Source organism: Pseudomonas sp. C9D1, assembly GCF_056491235.1.
The window spans coordinates 1,108,211-1,123,565 of sequence record NZ_JBSZIE010000002.1 but is presented as its reverse complement, the minus strand read 5'-3'; the positions used below and the strand labels follow the sequence as shown (position 1 = coordinate 1,123,565).

At 67.2% G+C, this 15,355-nt stretch carries 18 protein-coding genes; 12 read left to right on the top strand and 6 right to left on the bottom strand.

The window, feature by feature from the left end; genetic code table 11:
• Positions 1-118: 118 nt before the first annotated feature.
• Together ACXI0U_RS13420 and prmB are read left to right on the top strand one after the other, a co-directional pair.
• Positions 119-250, top strand: coding sequence for a hypothetical protein (locus ACXI0U_RS13420; RefSeq protein ID WP_263402161.1), 132 nt, complete (start codon positions 119-121; stop codon positions 248-250).
• A 47-nt stretch (positions 251-297) separates the two neighbouring features.
• A complete protein-coding gene (gene prmB, locus ACXI0U_RS13415; RefSeq protein ID WP_431482191.1) occupies positions 298-1,212 on the top strand; it encodes a 50S ribosomal protein L3 N(5)-glutamine methyltransferase in 915 nt (304 codons plus the stop codon).
• A 154-nt stretch (positions 1,213-1,366) separates the two neighbouring features.
• Here the strand turns inward: prmB and ACXI0U_RS13410 are convergent, their stop codons facing one another.
• Both ACXI0U_RS13410 and ACXI0U_RS13405 read right to left on the bottom strand, forming a co-directional pair.
• Positions 1,367-2,146 (bottom strand): hypothetical protein, encoded by a 780-nt coding sequence (locus tag ACXI0U_RS13410; protein ID WP_431482190.1) that lies wholly within the window; start codon positions 2,144-2,146, stop codon positions 1,367-1,369.
• A gap of 58 nt (positions 2,147-2,204) precedes the next feature.
• A complete protein-coding gene (locus tag ACXI0U_RS13405; RefSeq protein WP_431482189.1) occupies positions 2,205-3,191 on the bottom strand; it encodes an alpha/beta hydrolase in 987 nt (328 codons plus the stop codon).
• 130 nt (positions 3,192-3,321) lie between these two features.
• On the opposite strand from ACXI0U_RS13405, the gene aroC reads away from it, so the two are divergent.
• From aroC to mtnC, 5 genes are all read left to right on the top strand, one after another.
• The gene (aroC, locus tag ACXI0U_RS13400; RefSeq protein WP_021222663.1) at positions 3,322-4,413 is read left to right on the top strand and encodes a chorismate synthase; all 1,092 of its coding nucleotides are present in this window, start codon (positions 3,322-3,324) and stop codon (positions 4,411-4,413) included.
• Positions 4,410-5,564 (top strand): MFS transporter, encoded by a 1,155-nt coding sequence (locus tag ACXI0U_RS13395; protein ID WP_431482188.1) that lies wholly within the window; start codon positions 4,410-4,412, stop codon positions 5,562-5,564. Before aroC ends, ACXI0U_RS13395 begins: the two co-directional genes overlap by 4 nt.
• Positions 5,561-6,175, top strand: coding sequence for a methylthioribulose 1-phosphate dehydratase (locus ACXI0U_RS13390; protein WP_184490881.1), 615 nt, complete (start codon positions 5,561-5,563; stop codon positions 6,173-6,175). The genes ACXI0U_RS13395 and ACXI0U_RS13390 overlap by 4 nt, the downstream gene beginning before the upstream one ends.
• 85 nt (positions 6,176-6,260) lie before the next feature.
• Positions 6,261-6,806 (top strand): 1,2-dihydroxy-3-keto-5-methylthiopentene dioxygenase, encoded by a 546-nt coding sequence (locus tag ACXI0U_RS13385; RefSeq protein ID WP_021222660.1) that lies wholly within the window; start codon positions 6,261-6,263, stop codon positions 6,804-6,806.
• Between the two features lie 146 nt (positions 6,807-6,952).
• On the top strand, positions 6,953-7,636 hold the full coding sequence (mtnC, locus tag ACXI0U_RS13380) for an acireductone synthase (protein WP_043244144.1): 684 nt from the start codon (positions 6,953-6,955) through the stop codon (positions 7,634-7,636).
• A 13-nt stretch (positions 7,637-7,649) separates the two neighbouring features.
• On the opposite strand, the gene ACXI0U_RS13375 is transcribed toward mtnC, so the two are convergent.
• Positions 7,650-8,534 (bottom strand): endonuclease/exonuclease/phosphatase family protein, encoded by an 885-nt coding sequence (locus ACXI0U_RS13375; RefSeq protein WP_043244145.1) that lies wholly within the window; start codon positions 8,532-8,534, stop codon positions 7,650-7,652.
• Between the two features lie 129 nt (positions 8,535-8,663).
• Between ACXI0U_RS13375 and ACXI0U_RS13370 the strand changes: the two genes are divergently transcribed.
• From ACXI0U_RS13370 to ACXI0U_RS13360, 3 genes are read left to right on the top strand one after another with little or no spacing between them, the layout of a single operon-like run.
• Positions 8,664-8,861 (top strand): PLDc N-terminal domain-containing protein, encoded by a 198-nt coding sequence (locus ACXI0U_RS13370; protein WP_431482187.1) that lies wholly within the window; start codon positions 8,664-8,666, stop codon positions 8,859-8,861.
• A 51-nt stretch (positions 8,862-8,912) separates the two neighbouring features.
• Positions 8,913-9,104, top strand: a complete 192-nt coding sequence (locus ACXI0U_RS13365; protein ID WP_043244146.1) for a PLDc N-terminal domain-containing protein — start codon at positions 8,913-8,915, stop codon at positions 9,102-9,104.
• Positions 9,101-9,655 carry a histidine phosphatase family protein gene (locus ACXI0U_RS13360; RefSeq protein WP_431482186.1) on the top strand — a complete coding sequence of 185 codons (555 nt, stop codon included), beginning with the start codon at positions 9,101-9,103 and terminating at the stop codon, positions 9,653-9,655. Before ACXI0U_RS13365 ends, ACXI0U_RS13360 begins: the two co-directional genes overlap by 4 nt.
• A 5-nt stretch (positions 9,656-9,660) precedes the next feature.
• Here ACXI0U_RS13360 and ACXI0U_RS13355 read toward each other — a convergent pair whose 3' ends face one another.
• On the bottom strand, positions 9,661-10,161 hold the full coding sequence (locus ACXI0U_RS13355) for a methylated-DNA--[protein]-cysteine S-methyltransferase (protein WP_316927377.1): 501 nt from the start codon (positions 10,159-10,161) through the stop codon (positions 9,661-9,663).
• A 3-nt stretch (positions 10,162-10,164) separates the two neighbouring features.
• On the bottom strand, positions 10,165-11,055 hold the full coding sequence (locus ACXI0U_RS13350; protein ID WP_184490891.1) for a DNA-3-methyladenine glycosylase family protein: 891 nt from the start codon (positions 11,053-11,055) through the stop codon (positions 10,165-10,167).
• A 169-nt stretch (positions 11,056-11,224) separates the two neighbouring features.
• Between ACXI0U_RS13350 and speE the strand changes: the two genes are divergently transcribed.
• On the top strand, positions 11,225-12,085 hold the full coding sequence (speE, locus tag ACXI0U_RS13345; RefSeq protein ID WP_021222652.1) for a polyamine aminopropyltransferase: 861 nt from the start codon (positions 11,225-11,227) through the stop codon (positions 12,083-12,085).
• Between the two features lie 542 nt (positions 12,086-12,627).
• On the top strand, positions 12,628-13,572 hold the full coding sequence (locus ACXI0U_RS13340; RefSeq protein ID WP_431482168.1) for an IS110 family transposase: 945 nt from the start codon (positions 12,628-12,630) through the stop codon (positions 13,570-13,572).
• Positions 13,573-13,597: 25 nt separating this feature from the next.
• Here ACXI0U_RS13340 and ACXI0U_RS13335 read toward each other — a convergent pair whose 3' ends face one another.
• The gene (locus ACXI0U_RS13335) at positions 13,598-14,914 is read right to left on the bottom strand and encodes an MFS family transporter (RefSeq protein ID WP_479550383.1); all 1,317 of its coding nucleotides are present in this window, start codon (positions 14,912-14,914) and stop codon (positions 13,598-13,600) included.
• Between the last annotated feature and the right edge of the window lie 441 nt (positions 14,915-15,355).

The following is a 15,355-nucleotide window of genomic DNA, read 5'->3' as shown; positions in this document are numbered from 1 at the left end:
TCCGCCGAGCGGAGCGATAAGTGAACCATGTCGCGCAACTGACTTGTCGATCGCCGGGCGGCCGTGCACTATCGGTGTGTTTCGCAGGACGCGAAGCCCCCCGCAGAAGGAGCTGCCCATGCCCGATTTCTCTGAGGTCCCCGCTTATTTCTGGTTGCTCTTCGCCTTGGCCGTGTCCATCGCGGTGATGCGCGAGTTGCGTCGCGAGCGCGAGGAAGAGCCCGGCCCGCCAACGCGTCGCAAGCCCTGAGCCGACGGGTGTAGAATCACCCACCCGAGTTTTCTGAGGTCGTCTTCGTGTCCGAGTCCCGTTTGCGCACCCTGCGTGATCACATCCGCTGGGCGGTCAGCCGTTTCCATGCGGAAAACCTGTTCTTCGGTCATGGCACCGACAACGCCTGGGACGAAGCGCGCCAGCTGGTGCTGGGCGCGCTGCACCTGCCTTATGAAGTGGCCGACAGCTACCTCGATTGCCGCCTGGAAGGCGACGAGCGCGCCCACGTCCAGGCGCTGCTGCGCCGCCGCATTCTCGAGCGCGTGCCGGTGGCGTATCTGCTGGGCGAGGCCTGGTTCTGCGGCATGCCCTTCGTGGTGGACGAGCGCGTGCTGGTGCCGCGTTCCCCCATCGCCGAGCTGATCCAGCAGAGTTTCGAACCCTGGCTGGCCGCCGAGCCCGCGCGCATCCTCGACCTGTGCACCGGTTCCGGCTGCATCGGTATCGCCGCGGCCCATGCCTTCCCCAATGCCGAAGTGGTGCTGGCCGACCTGTCCTTCGATGCGCTGGAAGTCGCCAACCTGAACATCGAGCGGCATGACCTGGAAGACCGCGTCTTCACCGTCCAGGGCGACGGTTTCGAGGGGCTGCCGAACCAGCGTTTCGACCTGATCCTGTCCAACCCGCCCTATGTGGACGCCGAAGACTTCGCCGACATGCCCGAGGAGTTCCAGCACGAGCCGGCCATGGGCCTGGCCTGCGGCGACGACGGGCTGGATCTGGTGCGCCGGATGCTGGCCGAGGCCGCCGACCACCTCACCGAGCGCGGCACGCTGATCATCGAAGTGGGCAACAGCCAGGTGCACGTCGAGGCGCTTTATCCGGAAGTGGATTTCACCTGGCTGGAGTTCGCCCATGGCGGCCACGGCGTGTTCCTGCTCAGTGCCAGCCAGTGCCGCGAGCACCAGGCGCTGTTCCGCTCGCGCCTGAACGGCTGAGCCACGGCAAGTCCGAAAGCCCGTCCCCGCCAGGCGACGGGCTTTTTCATGCCTGGGCATTTTGGGGGGACGTAGGGCGGGTGAAACCCGCGTGTCGGGTTGCACCCGACCTACAGGCCCTGCCTCGCATTGCGTGCGTGGGTAACGCGCAGGCTCAGTGGGTGGCGATCCAGATCAGCAGCCCGGCCTGGAACACCGCGAACACCACCAGGCAGGCGATGGTGAAGCGCAGGCCGCTGTCCTCGCGCTGGAAGGCGTTGACCCGATCCTGCAGCTTGCGGATCTCGATCTCCTGCTGGTGCAGGTTGTGGTCGGCCTGCTGGAGCATGGCGGCGGCGTCGAGCATGTCGACGACCTGCACCTTTTCCTTGTTCCAGTCCTCGTGCAGCTCGCTGACGCGCCCGGCACGGTATTCGGCCTTGAGCTGCAGGGCGTCGAGGTAGGTGACCTCGAACCCCTGGGCCTTGAGGAAGTGATCGCGGCGCAGGCGGAATTCTTCGGCCACCGCGTCCTTGGCCGCCAGGGCGCCGCCTTCGACCTTGTAGTGCGGCCAGTGGCGCCGGGCCCAGCCGATGCCGCGTGCCAGCAGGAAGCGGCCCAGGCCACGGCTCTGCGGCTCCAGTTGCAGGCCGCTGTCGGCGCCGAAGCGCACCTCCTTGCTGCGGTGGTCGGCCCAGACCTCGAACAGGTTCTGCTCCTTGCGCACCCGCTGGCCGGGCAGGTGCAGGCTCAGGTGCAGCACGCTCTGGTCGGCGCTGTGGCGTTCCACCTCGCCGAACTGAACGAAGCGCAACGGCCGCGCGCCGGTCTGCCTGTCGGTGGGCAGCGGGGCCAGGCGCAGCAGCTGGAAACGCTCCGGCTCCAGGTCCGTCCACGGGTGTGGCTGGGCTATGGGTTCGGCGGTTTCCGTCTGTTCGGTTTCGTCTTCGGTCATCGAGCGCAATCCTGTGGCTGGGCGCAGCGGGCCCCATGGCGGCGCGCTGACCTGTCCCTTATCGGCTGCTTTTGCCGTCGCTGGAGGGCAGACGCTCGATGAAGGCGACCAGGCGCTCACCGAGCTCGCGGGCCAGGGGCAGGCCCGGGGAATTATAGGTGGCGAGCGGGTCGTGGGCATCCGTCTGGGTGATGCGCAGGATGTGGTTCATGCCAGGGATGATCGCCAGCTCGGCATCCGGGCGGATCGCCTGCAGGGCGCGGGCGTCGCCCACGCTCACCTGGATGTCGTGGCTGCCCTGGACGATCAGCGCCGGCACCTTTACGGCGGTGAAGGCGGCGGCCGGGTCCTTGGCGAACAGCGAGATGAGGTAGGGCTGCACGCTGGGGCGGTAGAGCACCAGCAGCGGCTTGGGCACGCGCAGCACCTGATACCCGGCCTTGAGGCTAGCGAGGATTTCGTCGCTGCGGGCCATCAGCGGCGGTGGCAAACGCTGTTGCAGCTGTTCACGCAGCAACTGGTCGATGGGGCGGGCGCTGCCGGCGATGGACACCAGCGCGTCGGCCCCGGCACCCGGCGCGGCCAGGCTGGCGATCAAGGCGCCCTCGCTGTGGCCGATCAGCACCAGCCGCGAGAAGCGTGGGTCGGCCTTCAGCTCATGGCCCCAGGCCACCGCATCGGCCACATAAAGGTCGACGCTCAGTTGCCGCTCGTCGGGGCCGGCGGCCTGGCTCGCGGCGATGCCGCGCTTGTCGTAGCGCACGCTGGCGATGCCGTTGCGTGCCAGCAGCTCGGCGAGTTTCTTCAGGCTGTCGTTGCGCCCGCCCATGGGGTTGTTGCCGTTGCGGTCGGTGGGGCCGGAGCCGGCCAGCAGCAGCGCCACCGGCACCGGCGCGTCGGTCTTGGGCCGCAGCAGGGTGCCGTGCAGCGTGCCGGTGGCGGTCTCCAGCTCGATGGGGCGCTGGAGGATGGTCCAGGGGGCGGCCAGGGCGGTGCCGGAGAGGGTCAGGAAGAGGAGGGCGAGCAGGGGGCGGAGGCGTGGCATGAAGGGTTCCAGGTACGGCGATGTGGCTTGGACGCCGGCGCCGGCGCAAGGTTCGTGGGTGAACTGGCCGGGCGCCGCAGGTATACTCCTCGGCCTTTCTTCGAGGCCCAATTTAAGCGGAGCACTGTGCATGTCCGGCAACACCTACGGCAAGCTGTTCACCGTCACCACGGCTGGCGAAAGCCACGGCCCGGCGCTGGTCGCCATCGTCGACGGCTGCCCGCCGGGGCTGGAGCTTTCCCTGGACGACCTGCAACGTGACCTCGATCGCCGCAAGCCGGGCACCAGCCGCCACACCACCCAGCGCCAGGAAGCCGACGAGGTGGAAATCCTCTCCGGCGTCTTCGAGGGCCGCACCACCGGCTGCTCCATCGGCCTGCTGATCCGCAACACCGACCAGAAGTCCAAGGACTACTCGGCGATCAAGGACCTGTTCCGCCCGGCCCACGCCGACTACACCTACCACCACAAGTACGGCATCCGTGACTACCGTGGCGGCGGCCGTTCCTCGGCGCGCGAGACCGCCATGCGCGTCGCCGCCGGCGCCATCGCCAAGAAGTACCTGGCCACCCTGGGCATCAGCGTGCGCGGCTACATGAGCCAGCTCGGCCCGATCGAGATCCCCTTCAAGACCTGGGATTCGGTGGAGCAGAACGCCTTCTTCAGCCCCGACCCGGACAAGGTGCCGGAGCTGGAGGCCTACATGGACCAGCTGCGCCGTGACCAGGATTCCGTCGGCGCCAAGATCACCGTGGTCGCCGAAGGCGTGATGCCGGGCCTGGGCGAGCCGATCTTCGACCGCCTGGACGCCGAACTGGCCCATGCGCTGATGAGCATCAACGCGGTGAAGGGCGTGGAGATCGGCGCCGGTTTCGCCAGCGTCGCCCAGCGCGGCACCGAGCACCGCGACGAGCTGACCCCGGAAGGCTTCCTCAGCAACAACGCCGGCGGCATCCTCGGCGGCATTTCCTCGGGCCAGCCGATCGTCGCCCACCTGGCGCTCAAGCCCACCTCCAGCATCACCACCCCGGGCCGCTCCATCGATGTCGATGGCAACCCGGTGGACGTGATCACCAAGGGCCGCCACGACCCCTGCGTCGGCATCCGCGCCACGCCCATCGCCGAAGCCATGATGGCCATCGTGCTGATGGACCACCTGCTGCGCCATCGCGGCCAGAACGCCGGCGTGCAGGTCGCCACCCCGGTGCTCGGCCAGCTGTGACGGGCAGCGCGCTGCCTTATTGGCGGCTGTCCGGTTTCTACCTGTTCTACTTCGCCCTGCTGGGCGCCACGGCGCCCTTCCTCGGGCTGTACTTCGCCCACCTGGGCTTCTCCCCGGCGCGCATCGGCGAGCTGGTGGCCATCCCCATGCTGATGCGCTGCGTGGCTCCCAACCTCTGGGGCTGGCTGGGTGATCGCAGCGGTCGGCGCCTGGCCATCGTGCGCTTCGGCGCGCTCTGCACCCTTTGCACCTTCGCCCTGATCTTCATCGACAAGAGCTACGCCTGGCTGGCGATGATCATGGCCCTGCACGCCTTCTTCTGGCACGCGGTGCTGCCGCAGTTCGAGGTGATCACCCTGGCGCACCTGCGGGAGCAGGCGGCGCGCTACAGCCAGATCCGCCTGTGGGGCTCCATCGGCTTCATCCTCACCGTGGTCGGTCTGGGCAAGGCCTTCGAGGTGTTCAGCCTGGACGTCTACCCGCTGGCGCTGGTGATCATCATGGCCGGCATCGTCGCCAGCAGCTGGTGGGTGCCCAACGCCACGCCGCTGGCCCGCGACAACGGCCTGGAGCAGGGCGGCTTCATCGCCCAGCTGCGCCAGCCGGGCGTGCTGGCCTTCTACCTGTGCGTGGGGCTGATGCAGCTGTCCCACGGGCCCTACTACACCTTCCAGACCATCTACCTGGAGGCCCTCGGCTACCCGCGCGGCTTCATCGGCCAGCTCTGGGCGCTGGGTGTGGTGGCCGAGGTCTTGATGTTCCTGGTGATGGCGCGCATCCTCGCGCGGTTCTCGGTGCGCCAAGTGCTGGCTGCGAGCTTCCTGCTCGCGGCGTTGCGCTGGCTGCTGCTGGGCCATTTCGCCGACAACCTCGCGGTGCTGCTGTTCGCCCAAGTGCTCCATGCGGCGACCTTCGGCAGCTTCCATGCGGCGGCCATCCATTTCGTGCAACGCCAGTTCGGCCCGCAGCAGCAAGGCCAGGGCCAGGCGCTCTACGCGGCACTCGCCGGCACCGGCGGCGCGCTCGGAGCCCTGTACTCGGGCTACAGCTGGACCAGCCTGGGCGCCTCCTGGACCTTCGTCATCGCCAGCCTGGCAGCCATGGCCGCAGCCGTTATCATTGCCACTCAATTGAAAGAGGAGCGGGCATGAACCGCCAACAACTCGCCCAGCAGATCATCGATGCCGGCCGCTTCCTGTATGGCCGCGGCTGGTCGCCGGCCACCAGCAGCAACTACTCCACGCGGCTGTCCGCCGACCAGGCGTTGCTGACCGTTTCCGGCAAGCACAAGGGCGAACTGGGCCTGGACGACGTCCTCGCCACCGACCTCGACGGCAACAGTCTGGAGCCGGGCAAGAAGCCCTCCGCCGAAACCCTGCTGCACACCCAGCTGTACCGCTGGAAGCCGGAGATCGGCGCCGTGCTGCACACCCACTCGGTGAACGCCACCGTGCTCTCGCGCATGACCCTGGCCGACTCCCTGGTGTTCGCCGACTACGAGCTGCAGAAGGCCTTCAGCGGCATCGCCACCCACGAATCCCAGGTGCTGGTGCCGATCTTCGACAATGACCAGGACATCGCCCGCCTCGCCGCCAAGGTGCAGCCCTGGCTGGACGAACACCCCGATTGCGTGGGCTACCTGATCCGTGGCCACGGCCTCTATACCTGGGGGCCGCGCATGAGCGATGCGCTGCGCCAGGTGGAAGCCTTCGAGTTTCTTTTCGAGTGCGAGCTGAAGGTTCGCGCCATCACCCGACCCTGACGCTTCCTTCCGCCGAAGGTGCATGACCGATAGCGCGTTCGCCCGACCCGCCCCAGAGCGGGAGTGCGGCGCCAGGAGTAGCCAGATGAGCAGCCTTACCGTCTACCACGAGACCAGCCCCGACGTACCGAACAAGGTACTGACCCATGTCGACGACATCGCCAGCACCCTCGCCGATGTCGGCGTGCGCTTCGAGCGCTGGCAGGCCAGCGCGCCGATCACCGCCGGTGCCCCGCAGGAGGAGGTGATCGCCGCCTACCGCCCGCAGATCGATGCGCTGATGAAGGAGCGCGGCTACGTCACCGTCGACGTGGTCAGCCTCGACCGCAGCCACCCGCAGAAGGCCGAGCTGCGCGCCAAGTTCCTCGACGAGCACCGCCATGCCGAAGACGAAGTGCGTTTCTTCGTCGCCGGGCGCGGCCTGTTCACCCTGCACATCGACGACTACGTCTATGCCGTGCTCTGCGAGAAGAACGACCTGATCTCGGTGCCCGCCGGTACCCGCCATTGGTTCGACATGGGCGAGGAGCCGCACTTCGTCGCCATCCGCCTGTTCAACAACCCCGAGGGCTGGGTGGCGCAGTTCACCGGCGAGGAGATCGCCAGCCGGTTCCCGCGGTTGGAGGATTGAGCGTGCAAACCCCATCGGTGGGCTGAAGCCCACCCTACGCCCACCCTACGTTCCCCCGACGCATAGAGCCGCGACCTGATCGCCTTTGTTCTGCGGGGGCACTTGAAAGGGTGGGGTCCACTGAACATCGGAACACCGGAGCCTGCATGCCCATCAAAGCCATTCTCACCGATATCGAAGGCACCACCAGCGCCGTCAGCTTCGTCTTCGACGTGCTCTTCCCCTATGCCGCCCGCCACCTGCCGGAGTTCGTGTTGGCCCACGCGGAACGGGCGGATGTCGCCGAGCAGCTGCAGGCGGTGCGTGCGGAGAGCGGCGAGGCGGACGCCGATGTGCAACGGGTGGTGGAGATCCTCCTCGGCTGGATCGCCGAAGACCGCAAGGCCACGCCGCTCAAGGCGCTGCAAGGCATGGTCTGGGAGCAGGGCTACGCCGCCGGCCAGCTCAAGGGCCACGTCTACCCGGACGCGGTGGAGGCGCTGAAGCGCTGGAAGCAGGACGGCTACGCGCTGTACGTCTATTCCTCCGGTTCGATCCAGGCGCAGAAGCTGATCTTCGGCTGCTCCGAGGCGGGCGACCTGACGCCGCTGTTCTCCGGTTACTTCGACACCACCTCCGGGCCCAAGCGCGAGGCGGCGTCCTATGGGCGCATCGCCGACGCCATCGGCCTTCCCGCCGGCGACATCCTCTTCCTCTCCGATGTGGTGCAGGAACTGGACGCCGCCCAGCAGGCCGGCATGCCCACCATCGGCCTGGCCCGCGAGGGCGGCGAGCTGGGCAGCCACCCCACCGTGGCCAGCTTCGCGGTGATCGACCCGGCGCGCGCCTGAGCCCTGCCGGGCCTTACTGGTCCAGCCACACCGCGCGGTGATCCGAGCCGCGCCAGGGCAGGGTGCCCACCGCGCGCACCGGCCGTTCGCCGCGTACCAGGATGTGATCCAGCCCGAGCATGCCCGGCCACCAGGTGGGGCGGATGCGCGGGCTGGTCAGGCGCAGCCCGGCGTTGTCGAGAAAGTCCCGCAGGCGCGGTGAATAGGCCGTGACATTGAGATCCCCCAGCACCACCACCTCCGGCCCTTCGGCGGCGATGCGCTCCGCCAGTTGCCGCAGTGATTCGTCACGGGCCAGCGCCAGTTGCGTACCCAGCGGCGGCGGTGGATGCAGGCCGAAGACCACCGTGCCGTCTTCCAGTTCGGCACGCAGGTAGGGGTAGCCGGCGGCAGGGCCGCTGAGTTCCAGCACCTGGCAGCGCTTCAGCGGCAGGCGCGAGAACAGCGCCAGGCCGAAGGGCGAATCGCTGTAGCGGGCGCAGGCCTCGAAGGGGCGCAGCGCGGCCAGTTGCTCCGACCAGGCGGGCGTGGCCTCGCTGACGAAGATCAGGTCCGCCTTCTGTTCCGCCAGCCAGCGGGCATCGGCGGTGGCATCCCCGTTGTCCAGCTTCAGGTTGAAGGCGAGGAAGCGCCGCGTGGGCGCATCGGTCGCCAGGGGCTCGGTGGGCAGCGGCGTCAGCGACCAGGCCAGGGCACCCAGCCCGCACAGGGCGAACAGCAGCGACGAGGCATTGCGCGGTTGCACGGCAGCGCCGACCAGCATCACCAGGGCCTGGATCGGCATGAAGTGACTGAGCAGCTCCAGGCCCCAGTGCAGGCGGCCGAACTGGCCAAGCACCAGGGTGACCAGGGCCAGCCAGGCGAGCTGATTGAGATGAAAGCGCAAGGCCTTGAGCACGCGTGCGTCCTGAATTCTCGGGAAAGGCGCGAATTGTAGGCCATCCGCCGTGCCTCGCGTGATCGGCGACGGGAACCCTGGCCGGCGCCCGTGTCCTAACACTGGAGAGCCACCCTGCCGGAGCCCGCCATGAGCCAACACGCGATGACCCTCTACGCCACGCTGGGCACGCTGTACCTGCTGCTCACCGCCTGGGCCCTGTTCAACGTGCTGGGCAGCGGCGCGCGGCGCGAGCAGAAGGTCCTCTGGACCGCATTGTTGCTGCTGTTCCCGCTGCTCGGGCTGTTCAACTGGGCCTGGATGGGGCCGCGTCGCCTGCACCGTTGATCCAGGCTCACCTATCCTGCACTCACAACCCCCGCAATAAGGAGCATCGCCATGGGTTCGATCCTCAACAGCCTCGCCGGGCTGATCATCCTCGCCCTGGATATCTGGGCCATCCTCAACGTCATCAAAAGCAATGTCGAAATCGGCATGAAGGTGTTGTGGATCCTGCTGATCGTGCTGCTGCCGGTGATCGGCCTGATCATCTGGGCCATCGCCGGGCCCCGTGGCAATGTGAGGATATGAGCCGGCGCTGCGGCGCCTGGCTGCTGCTCGGCGCCTGCCTGGCGCTGCCCGTTCACGCTTCTGAAGACGCCGCCTGGGCTGCCTTGCGCAGTGGCCAGGCGGTGTTTCTCATGCATCACGCCAGCGCACCGGGCGCGGGCGACCCGGACAGCTTCCGCCTCGGCGATTGCACCACCCAGCGTAACCTTGATGGTGGCGGGCGCTACCAGGCCCAGCAATGGGGCCAGTTGCTGCGCAGCCACTGGATCGAGGCGCCGCGCCTCTTCACCGGGCGCTGGTGCCGCACCCAGGACACCGCCCTGGAACTGCACATGGGCGCCTCGCAACCCATGGCCGAGCTGGATTACTTCGAGGGTGATACCGCCGCCATCCAGCGCATGCGTCAGGCCATCAACGCACTGCCGCGCGGCCTGCCGCTGGTGCTGGTGACCCACGGAGTGAACATGGCGGCGTTGACGGGAACGGCGGCGGCACCGGATGAAGCCCTGATCGTTGCGCTGCCCCTGACCGAGCCGGCCCGGGTCCTGGCGCGCATCCCCGCACCGCACTAGGCGCGCTAGATCAGCTGCAGCTGGTCCTGCACCGGCTGCACCGCCGCGCCTTCCAGGCGCAACAGGATGGCCTTGCGCTCCAGCCCGCCACCGAAGCCGGTGAGGCTGCCGTCGCGGCCGATGACCCGGTGGCAGGGGATGATCACCGCGATGGGGTTGGCGCCGTTGGCCAGGCCGATGGCGCGCACCGCCTTGGGCCGGCCGATGCGCAGGGCCTGGGTGGCGTAGCTGATGGTCTGGCCGTAGGGGATCTCCAGCAGCGCCTGCCAGGCGGCCCGCTGGAATTCGGTGCCCTGGGGCGCCAGCTGCAGGTCGAAGCGCTTGCGCTTGCCGGCGAAGTACTCGTCCAACTGGCGGCAGGCCTTGTCCAACTGGCGGGTGGCGGGCTGCCAGAGCGCATCCAGCACCGTGGACTGTTCGGTCTCCATGTGCAGCAGGCGCAGCCCGGCCTCGTCGCCGGCCAGCAGCAGCGGGCCTATGGGGCTGTCCTGATAGCGGAAGTACATGGATCAATTCTCCGATGCGTAGCTGTGCCAGAGGTAGACGGCGGCGTAGGCGCGCCACGGCCGCCAGTGCTCGGCGCGGCTGGCCAGGGCCTTGGCGCTGATGCCGGTTTCCCCCCAGAAGGGTGACTTGAGCAGGCCCAGGTCGGCGGTGGGGAAGGCATCCGGCTGGCCGAAGGCACGCAGGGCGATGTATTCGGCGGTCCAGGGGCCGATGCCGGGCAGGGCGCAGAGCCGTGCGATGAGGGCTTCGACGCCCTCGGCCACCGAGAGTTCCAGAGCGCCGGAGGCCACCGCGTCGGCGAAGCGGCGCAGGGTTTCCACGCGTTTGCCGGGCATGCCGATACCCGGCAGCGGGTCATCGGCGATGGCGCGGGCGGTGGGGAACAGGCGCAGCGGGCCGTCATCGGGGGAGTCCGCCAGGGGCTCGCCGAGGCGTTCCACCAGGCGCCCGGCGATGGTCACCGCGGCCTTCACCGTCACCTGCTGGCCAATGATGGTGCGCACGCCCTGCTCGAAGGGGTCGAAGGCCACCGGCAGGCGCAGGCCCGGGTAGCGCTCCAGCAGGGGTTGCAGTTGCGGGTCGCCGCGCAGGTGCCGGGCGATGGCCACGGGGTCGCTGTCGAGGTCGAACATCTGCCGCACCCGCGCCACCAGTTCCGCCTCGCGGCCGATGCACGAGGGGCTCAGTTCCAGGGCGAGGTGCCCGGCGCCGGGGCGCACGCGGAACCAGCCGTGCAGCTCGCCGAGGCGGAAGCTGCGGCAGTAGCTGGCGGCGTCGATGCGTTCGACGCCGGGTAGGCGGCGCAGGGCGAAGTGGCGCAGGAACTGCTCCCAGCTCCAGGGTTCGATGTAGGGCAGGTGCAGGCCGGTGGCGGCGGGGAGGGATGCGTTCATGGCGCGACGATACCGCTGGTCGTGACGGCTGTCTCTCGGAAACTGACCATCGAATTCCTGGCCTTCACGGTTCGACCTGTAACCCGGGCCATCGTAGAATGCGCGCCTTTTCTTCGGGACGGGCCCGGCTCGCCGCCCGCCCACCTGCAGCCATCACGGGAGACCCCTCATGAGCGACTACCAGGAAACTCTCTACGAAGGCTACGGCCAGCGTTTTCGCATGGACAAGCTGCTCCACGAAGTGCGCACCGAGCACCAGCACCTGGTGATCTTCGAGAACCCGCGCATGGGCCGCGTCATGGCCCTGGACGGCGTGATCCAGACCACCGAGGCGGATGAATTCATCTACCACGAGATGCTCACCCACGTACCCATCCTCGCCCACGGCGCTGCGCGTCGCGTGCTGATCATCGGCGGTGGCGATGGCGGCATGCTGCGCGAAGTGCGCAAGCACAAGGGCGTCGAGAGCATCACCATGGTGGAGATCGACGGCACGGTGGTGGAGATGTGCAAGGAGTTCCTGCCCAACCACTCCAAGGGCGCCTATGAAGACCCGCGGCTGAACCTGGTGATCGACGACGGCATGCGCTTCGTCGCCAGCACCGAGGAGAAGTTCGACGTGATCATCTCCGACTCCACCGACCCGATCGGGCCGGGCGAGGTGCTGTTCTCCGAGAACTTCTACCAGGCCTGCCGCCGCTGCCTGAATGACGGCGGCATCCTGGTCACCCAGAACGGCACGCCCTTCATGCAACTGGGCGAGGTGCAGACCACCGCCGGCCGCATGAACGGCCTGTTCGCCGACTGGCACTTCTACCAGGCGGCCGTGCCCACCTACATTGGTGGCTCCATGACCTTCGCCTGGGGCGCCACCAACCCCGCGTCGCGCAAGGTCTCCCTGGACACCCTGCGCCAGCGCTTCGCCGGCAGCGGCATCGTCACCCGCTACTACAACCCCGAGATCCACCTCGGCGCCTTCGCCCTGCCGCAGTACGTGCTGCAAGCCATCGGCAAGCCGAGCAACGACTGAGCCGAGTGCCATGCAAAAGGCCCCGTAAGGGGCCTTTTTTTTGTGCCCGCCCGATGGGCCAGAAGACCATTCCTGTGGGAGCGGTTTCAACCACGAAATGAGCTCGCGAAGGACGCGGTTGCAGCACACAACCTGTAGGGGCGAATTCATTCGCCCACGAGCAACGGCGTTGCCCTGATGTGGGCAGTCGTAGGGCGGGTGAAACCCGCGATCCAGGTGCACGGACAATGTCGGGTTGCACCCGACCTACGGGCTGGGGGCTTCTTCCGTGGGAGCGGTTTCAACCGCGAAGGCCGTGGCATGGTGCCCATTCGCGAATGAATTCGCTTGTATGTCCTAGGGTGGAACCTGTCGGGGGGCGGAGGGAGCGAAATCGCTTCTGCAAGCCAGACCGTGGGAGATTTCTCCCGCCCCTCACCTCACTGCAAGCGCCGATAAGGAATCCATCGGCTCAGGTCCGCCCCCGAGACCGACCATATCTGCAAGCCTGCGCCATCGTGAGCCCCCGACAGGTCATTCCATCTTGGCCCTGGGAGTTCGTCATGACAATGCAGAGCACCGTAATCGGTATCGATGTCGCCAAAGACAGTCTGAGTCTGTATCGAGCAGATCTGGAGCAGGCCAGCGAGCTCATCAATGAGCCGCACGCTATCGCCACCTGGCTCAAGAGCCTGCCTGCAGGTTGCAGCCTGGCCATCGAAGCCACCAACACCTACCACGTTGCCGTCGCCACGCTGGCGCACAAACGTGGCCACAGGGTCTACGTGATCGATGGTTACCGCCTGAGCAACTACCGCAAAGGCATCGGTGGCCGGGTCAAGAACGACCTGAGCGATGCCCGCCTGCTGGCCCGCTACCTGGCCCATGAACAGAAGCAGTTGCACCCCTGGGCGCCGCCGAGCCGCCTGTACCGCAAGCTGCAGGCCCTGTTGCACCGTCGCGCCACCCTGGTGCGAGTAACGACGGCTCTGCGCCTGAGCTTCGCCCAGGATCGCCAACTGGCGGAAGCATTGAAGCCCGTCCTGCAGCAGATGAAAGACCTGGAGCGGACACTCAACAGGGCGCTGCAATCCACGCTGAAAGAGGCCGGCTTGAGCGCGCAGGCACAACGTTGCCAGGAGATCGAAGGGGTTGGCCCGATCACCGCTGCTGCGCTGAACCTGGCCTTCCTGCGGGGCACCTTCCGCAGTAGCGATGCGTTCATCGCCTTTCTCGGGCTGGATGTCCGGGTCAGGGAATCGGGGCGCTACATCGGCCGGCGCAAGCTGACCAAGCAGGGGGATCCGGAGATACGACGGCTGCTGCATAACGCCGCTATGGCCGCCAGTCGCACAGCGGCCTGGAAAGAACGCTATCAAGCTTATTTACAGCGGGGTTTGAAGAAGACCGAGGCCCTAACGATCCTCGCCCGGAAACTGGCCAGAATCGCCTTTGCCCTGATGACCAGCCAACAGCCGTACCGACACCGGGACGCTACGGCTGGTTGACATAGAATCTCCCACGATGGGGCCCCTACAGATCGTGGTGCAGGTAGCTCGCCTGTTTCGGCAGCCGCAGGCTGAAGAGGAAGGCCACCACCATCATCACCGAGACGTACCAGTAGAAGGTTTCCTCCATGCCGATGGACTTCAGCCCCAGGGCCGCGTATTCCGCCGAGCCGCCGAAGATGGCGTTAGCCACCGCGTAGGCCAGGCCAACGCCCAGGGCGCGGACTTCCGGCGGGAACATCTCGGCCTTCACCAGCCCGCTGATGGAGGTGTAGAGGCTGACGATGGCCAGGGCGAGGATGATCAGCGCGAAGGCGATATAGGGGCTCTGCACGCCCTTGAGTGCGGTGAGGATGGGCCAGGTGCACAGCGCACCGAGGGCGCCGAACCAGAGCATCGAGGTGCGCCGGCCGATGCGGTCGGAGAGGGCGCCGAACAGCGGTTGCATGAGCATGTAGACGAACAGCGCGCAGGTCATCACGGCACTGGCGGTCTTGGTGGTCATGCCGGCGCTGTTGACCAGGTATTTCTGCATGTAGGTGGTGAAGGTGTAGAAGATCAGCGAGCCGCCGGCGGTGTAGCCGAGCACGGTGACGAAGGCACGCTTGTGATGGCGGAACAGGTGGCCCAGGCTGCCGGACTCCTCATTGTGCAGCTGGTCCTCGCGTGCGGTTTCGTTCAGCGAGCGACGCAGGTAGAAGGCGATCACCGCCGTCGCCGCGCCGATCACGAAGGGAATGCGCCAGCCCCAGGCGCGCAGCTCGTCCTCGCTCAGCAACTGCTGCAGGATCACCACCACCAGCACCGCCAGCAGTTGGCCGCCGATCAGGGTCACGTACTGGAAGGAGGCGAAGAAACCGCGCTGGCCCTTCAGCGCCACCTCGCTCATGTAGGTGGCCGTGGTGCCGTACTCGCCACCCACCGACAGCCCCTGGAACAAACGCGCCACCAGCAGCAGCGCCGGGGCCAGAGCGCCGATGCTGGCGTAGGTGGGCATGAAGGCGATGGCCAGGGAGCCGGCGCACATCATCAGCACCGAGATCATCATCGAGACCTTGCGCCCGTACTTGTCGGCCACGCGACCGAACAGCCAGCCGCCGATGGGGCGCATGAGGAAGCCGGCGGCGAACACGCCGGCGGTGTTCAGCAACTGCACGGTCGGGTCGTCGGAGGGGAAGAAGGCCGGGGCGAAATAGATGGAGCAGAAGGCGTAGACGTAGAAGTCGAACCATTCCACCAGGTTGCCGGAAGAGGCGCCGACTATGGCGAACACGCGTTTGCGGCGTTCTTCGAAGCTGTAGTGCGGATGGGGGCTCTCGAGGTGTTCGGTCGTACTGCTCATGGGGCGTGGCACTCGTTCTGGAATGAGTTCCGGCCCGCGTCCTCGAGCGGAAGCGGGCCGGGCCTGTCCATTGGATTGACTGCCGATGTCACAAAATGTTGCGGCGTCCTGATATCAGCCAAGCCCCGCTCTGGCGGAAACGCAATGACCGCAGGGCGGGTCGTGGGAGGGGCTCCCGGACTGTACCGGTGGCGCTGGTGCGGGCTTGGGCCTTGGATCGATGGGTTTCACTGCGCTCTACGCCATCCTGCGGACGGGCGTGGCGTGCGGGGTACGTAGGATGGGTAGAGCTTGGCGAAACCCATGCTGTGGTGGCTGATGACTTGGGTGTGGGATAGGGCTGGGAACGATGGGTTTCGCTGCGCTGTACGCCATCCTGCGGGCGGGCGTGGTGTTCGGGGTACGTAGGATGGGTAGAGCTTGGCGAAACCCATGCTGGGG

Excerpts from the sequence above, each read along its gene's own strand:
- ACXI0U_RS13340 (WP_431482168.1), top strand. The coding sequence starts at position 12,628 with ATGACAATGCAGAGCACCGTAATCGGTATCGATGTCGCCAAAGACAGT.
- ACXI0U_RS13335 (WP_479550383.1), bottom strand. The coding sequence starts at position 14,914 with ATGAGCAGTACGACCGAACACCTCGAGAGCCCCCATCCGCACTACAGC.
- mtnC (WP_043244144.1), top strand. The coding sequence starts at position 6,953 with ATGCCCATCAAAGCCATTCTCACCGATATCGAAGGCACCACCAGCGCC.
- aroC (WP_021222663.1), top strand. The coding sequence starts at position 3,322 with ATGTCCGGCAACACCTACGGCAAGCTGTTCACCGTCACCACGGCTGGC.
- ACXI0U_RS13365 (WP_043244146.1), top strand. The coding sequence starts at position 8,913 with ATGGGTTCGATCCTCAACAGCCTCGCCGGGCTGATCATCCTCGCCCTG.
- ACXI0U_RS13370 (WP_431482187.1), top strand. The coding sequence starts at position 8,664 with ATGAGCCAACACGCGATGACCCTCTACGCCACGCTGGGCACGCTGTAC.
- ACXI0U_RS13385 (WP_021222660.1), top strand. The coding sequence starts at position 6,261 with ATGAGCAGCCTTACCGTCTACCACGAGACCAGCCCCGACGTACCGAAC.
- ACXI0U_RS13350 (WP_184490891.1), bottom strand. The coding sequence starts at position 11,055 with ATGAACGCATCCCTCCCCGCCGCCACCGGCCTGCACCTGCCCTACATC.
- ACXI0U_RS13405 (WP_431482189.1), bottom strand. The coding sequence starts at position 3,191 with ATGCCACGCCTCCGCCCCCTGCTCGCCCTCCTCTTCCTGACCCTCTCC.
- ACXI0U_RS13420 (WP_263402161.1), top strand. The coding sequence starts at position 119 with ATGCCCGATTTCTCTGAGGTCCCCGCTTATTTCTGGTTGCTCTTCGCC.
- ACXI0U_RS13410 (WP_431482190.1), bottom strand. The coding sequence starts at position 2,146 with ATGACCGAAGACGAAACCGAACAGACGGAAACCGCCGAACCCATAGCC.
- speE (WP_021222652.1), top strand. The coding sequence starts at position 11,225 with ATGAGCGACTACCAGGAAACTCTCTACGAAGGCTACGGCCAGCGTTTT.
- ACXI0U_RS13390 (WP_184490881.1), top strand. The coding sequence starts at position 5,561 with ATGAACCGCCAACAACTCGCCCAGCAGATCATCGATGCCGGCCGCTTC.
- ACXI0U_RS13355 (WP_316927377.1), bottom strand. The coding sequence starts at position 10,161 with ATGTACTTCCGCTATCAGGACAGCCCCATAGGCCCGCTGCTGCTGGCC.
- ACXI0U_RS13360 (WP_431482186.1), top strand. The coding sequence starts at position 9,101 with ATGAGCCGGCGCTGCGGCGCCTGGCTGCTGCTCGGCGCCTGCCTGGCG.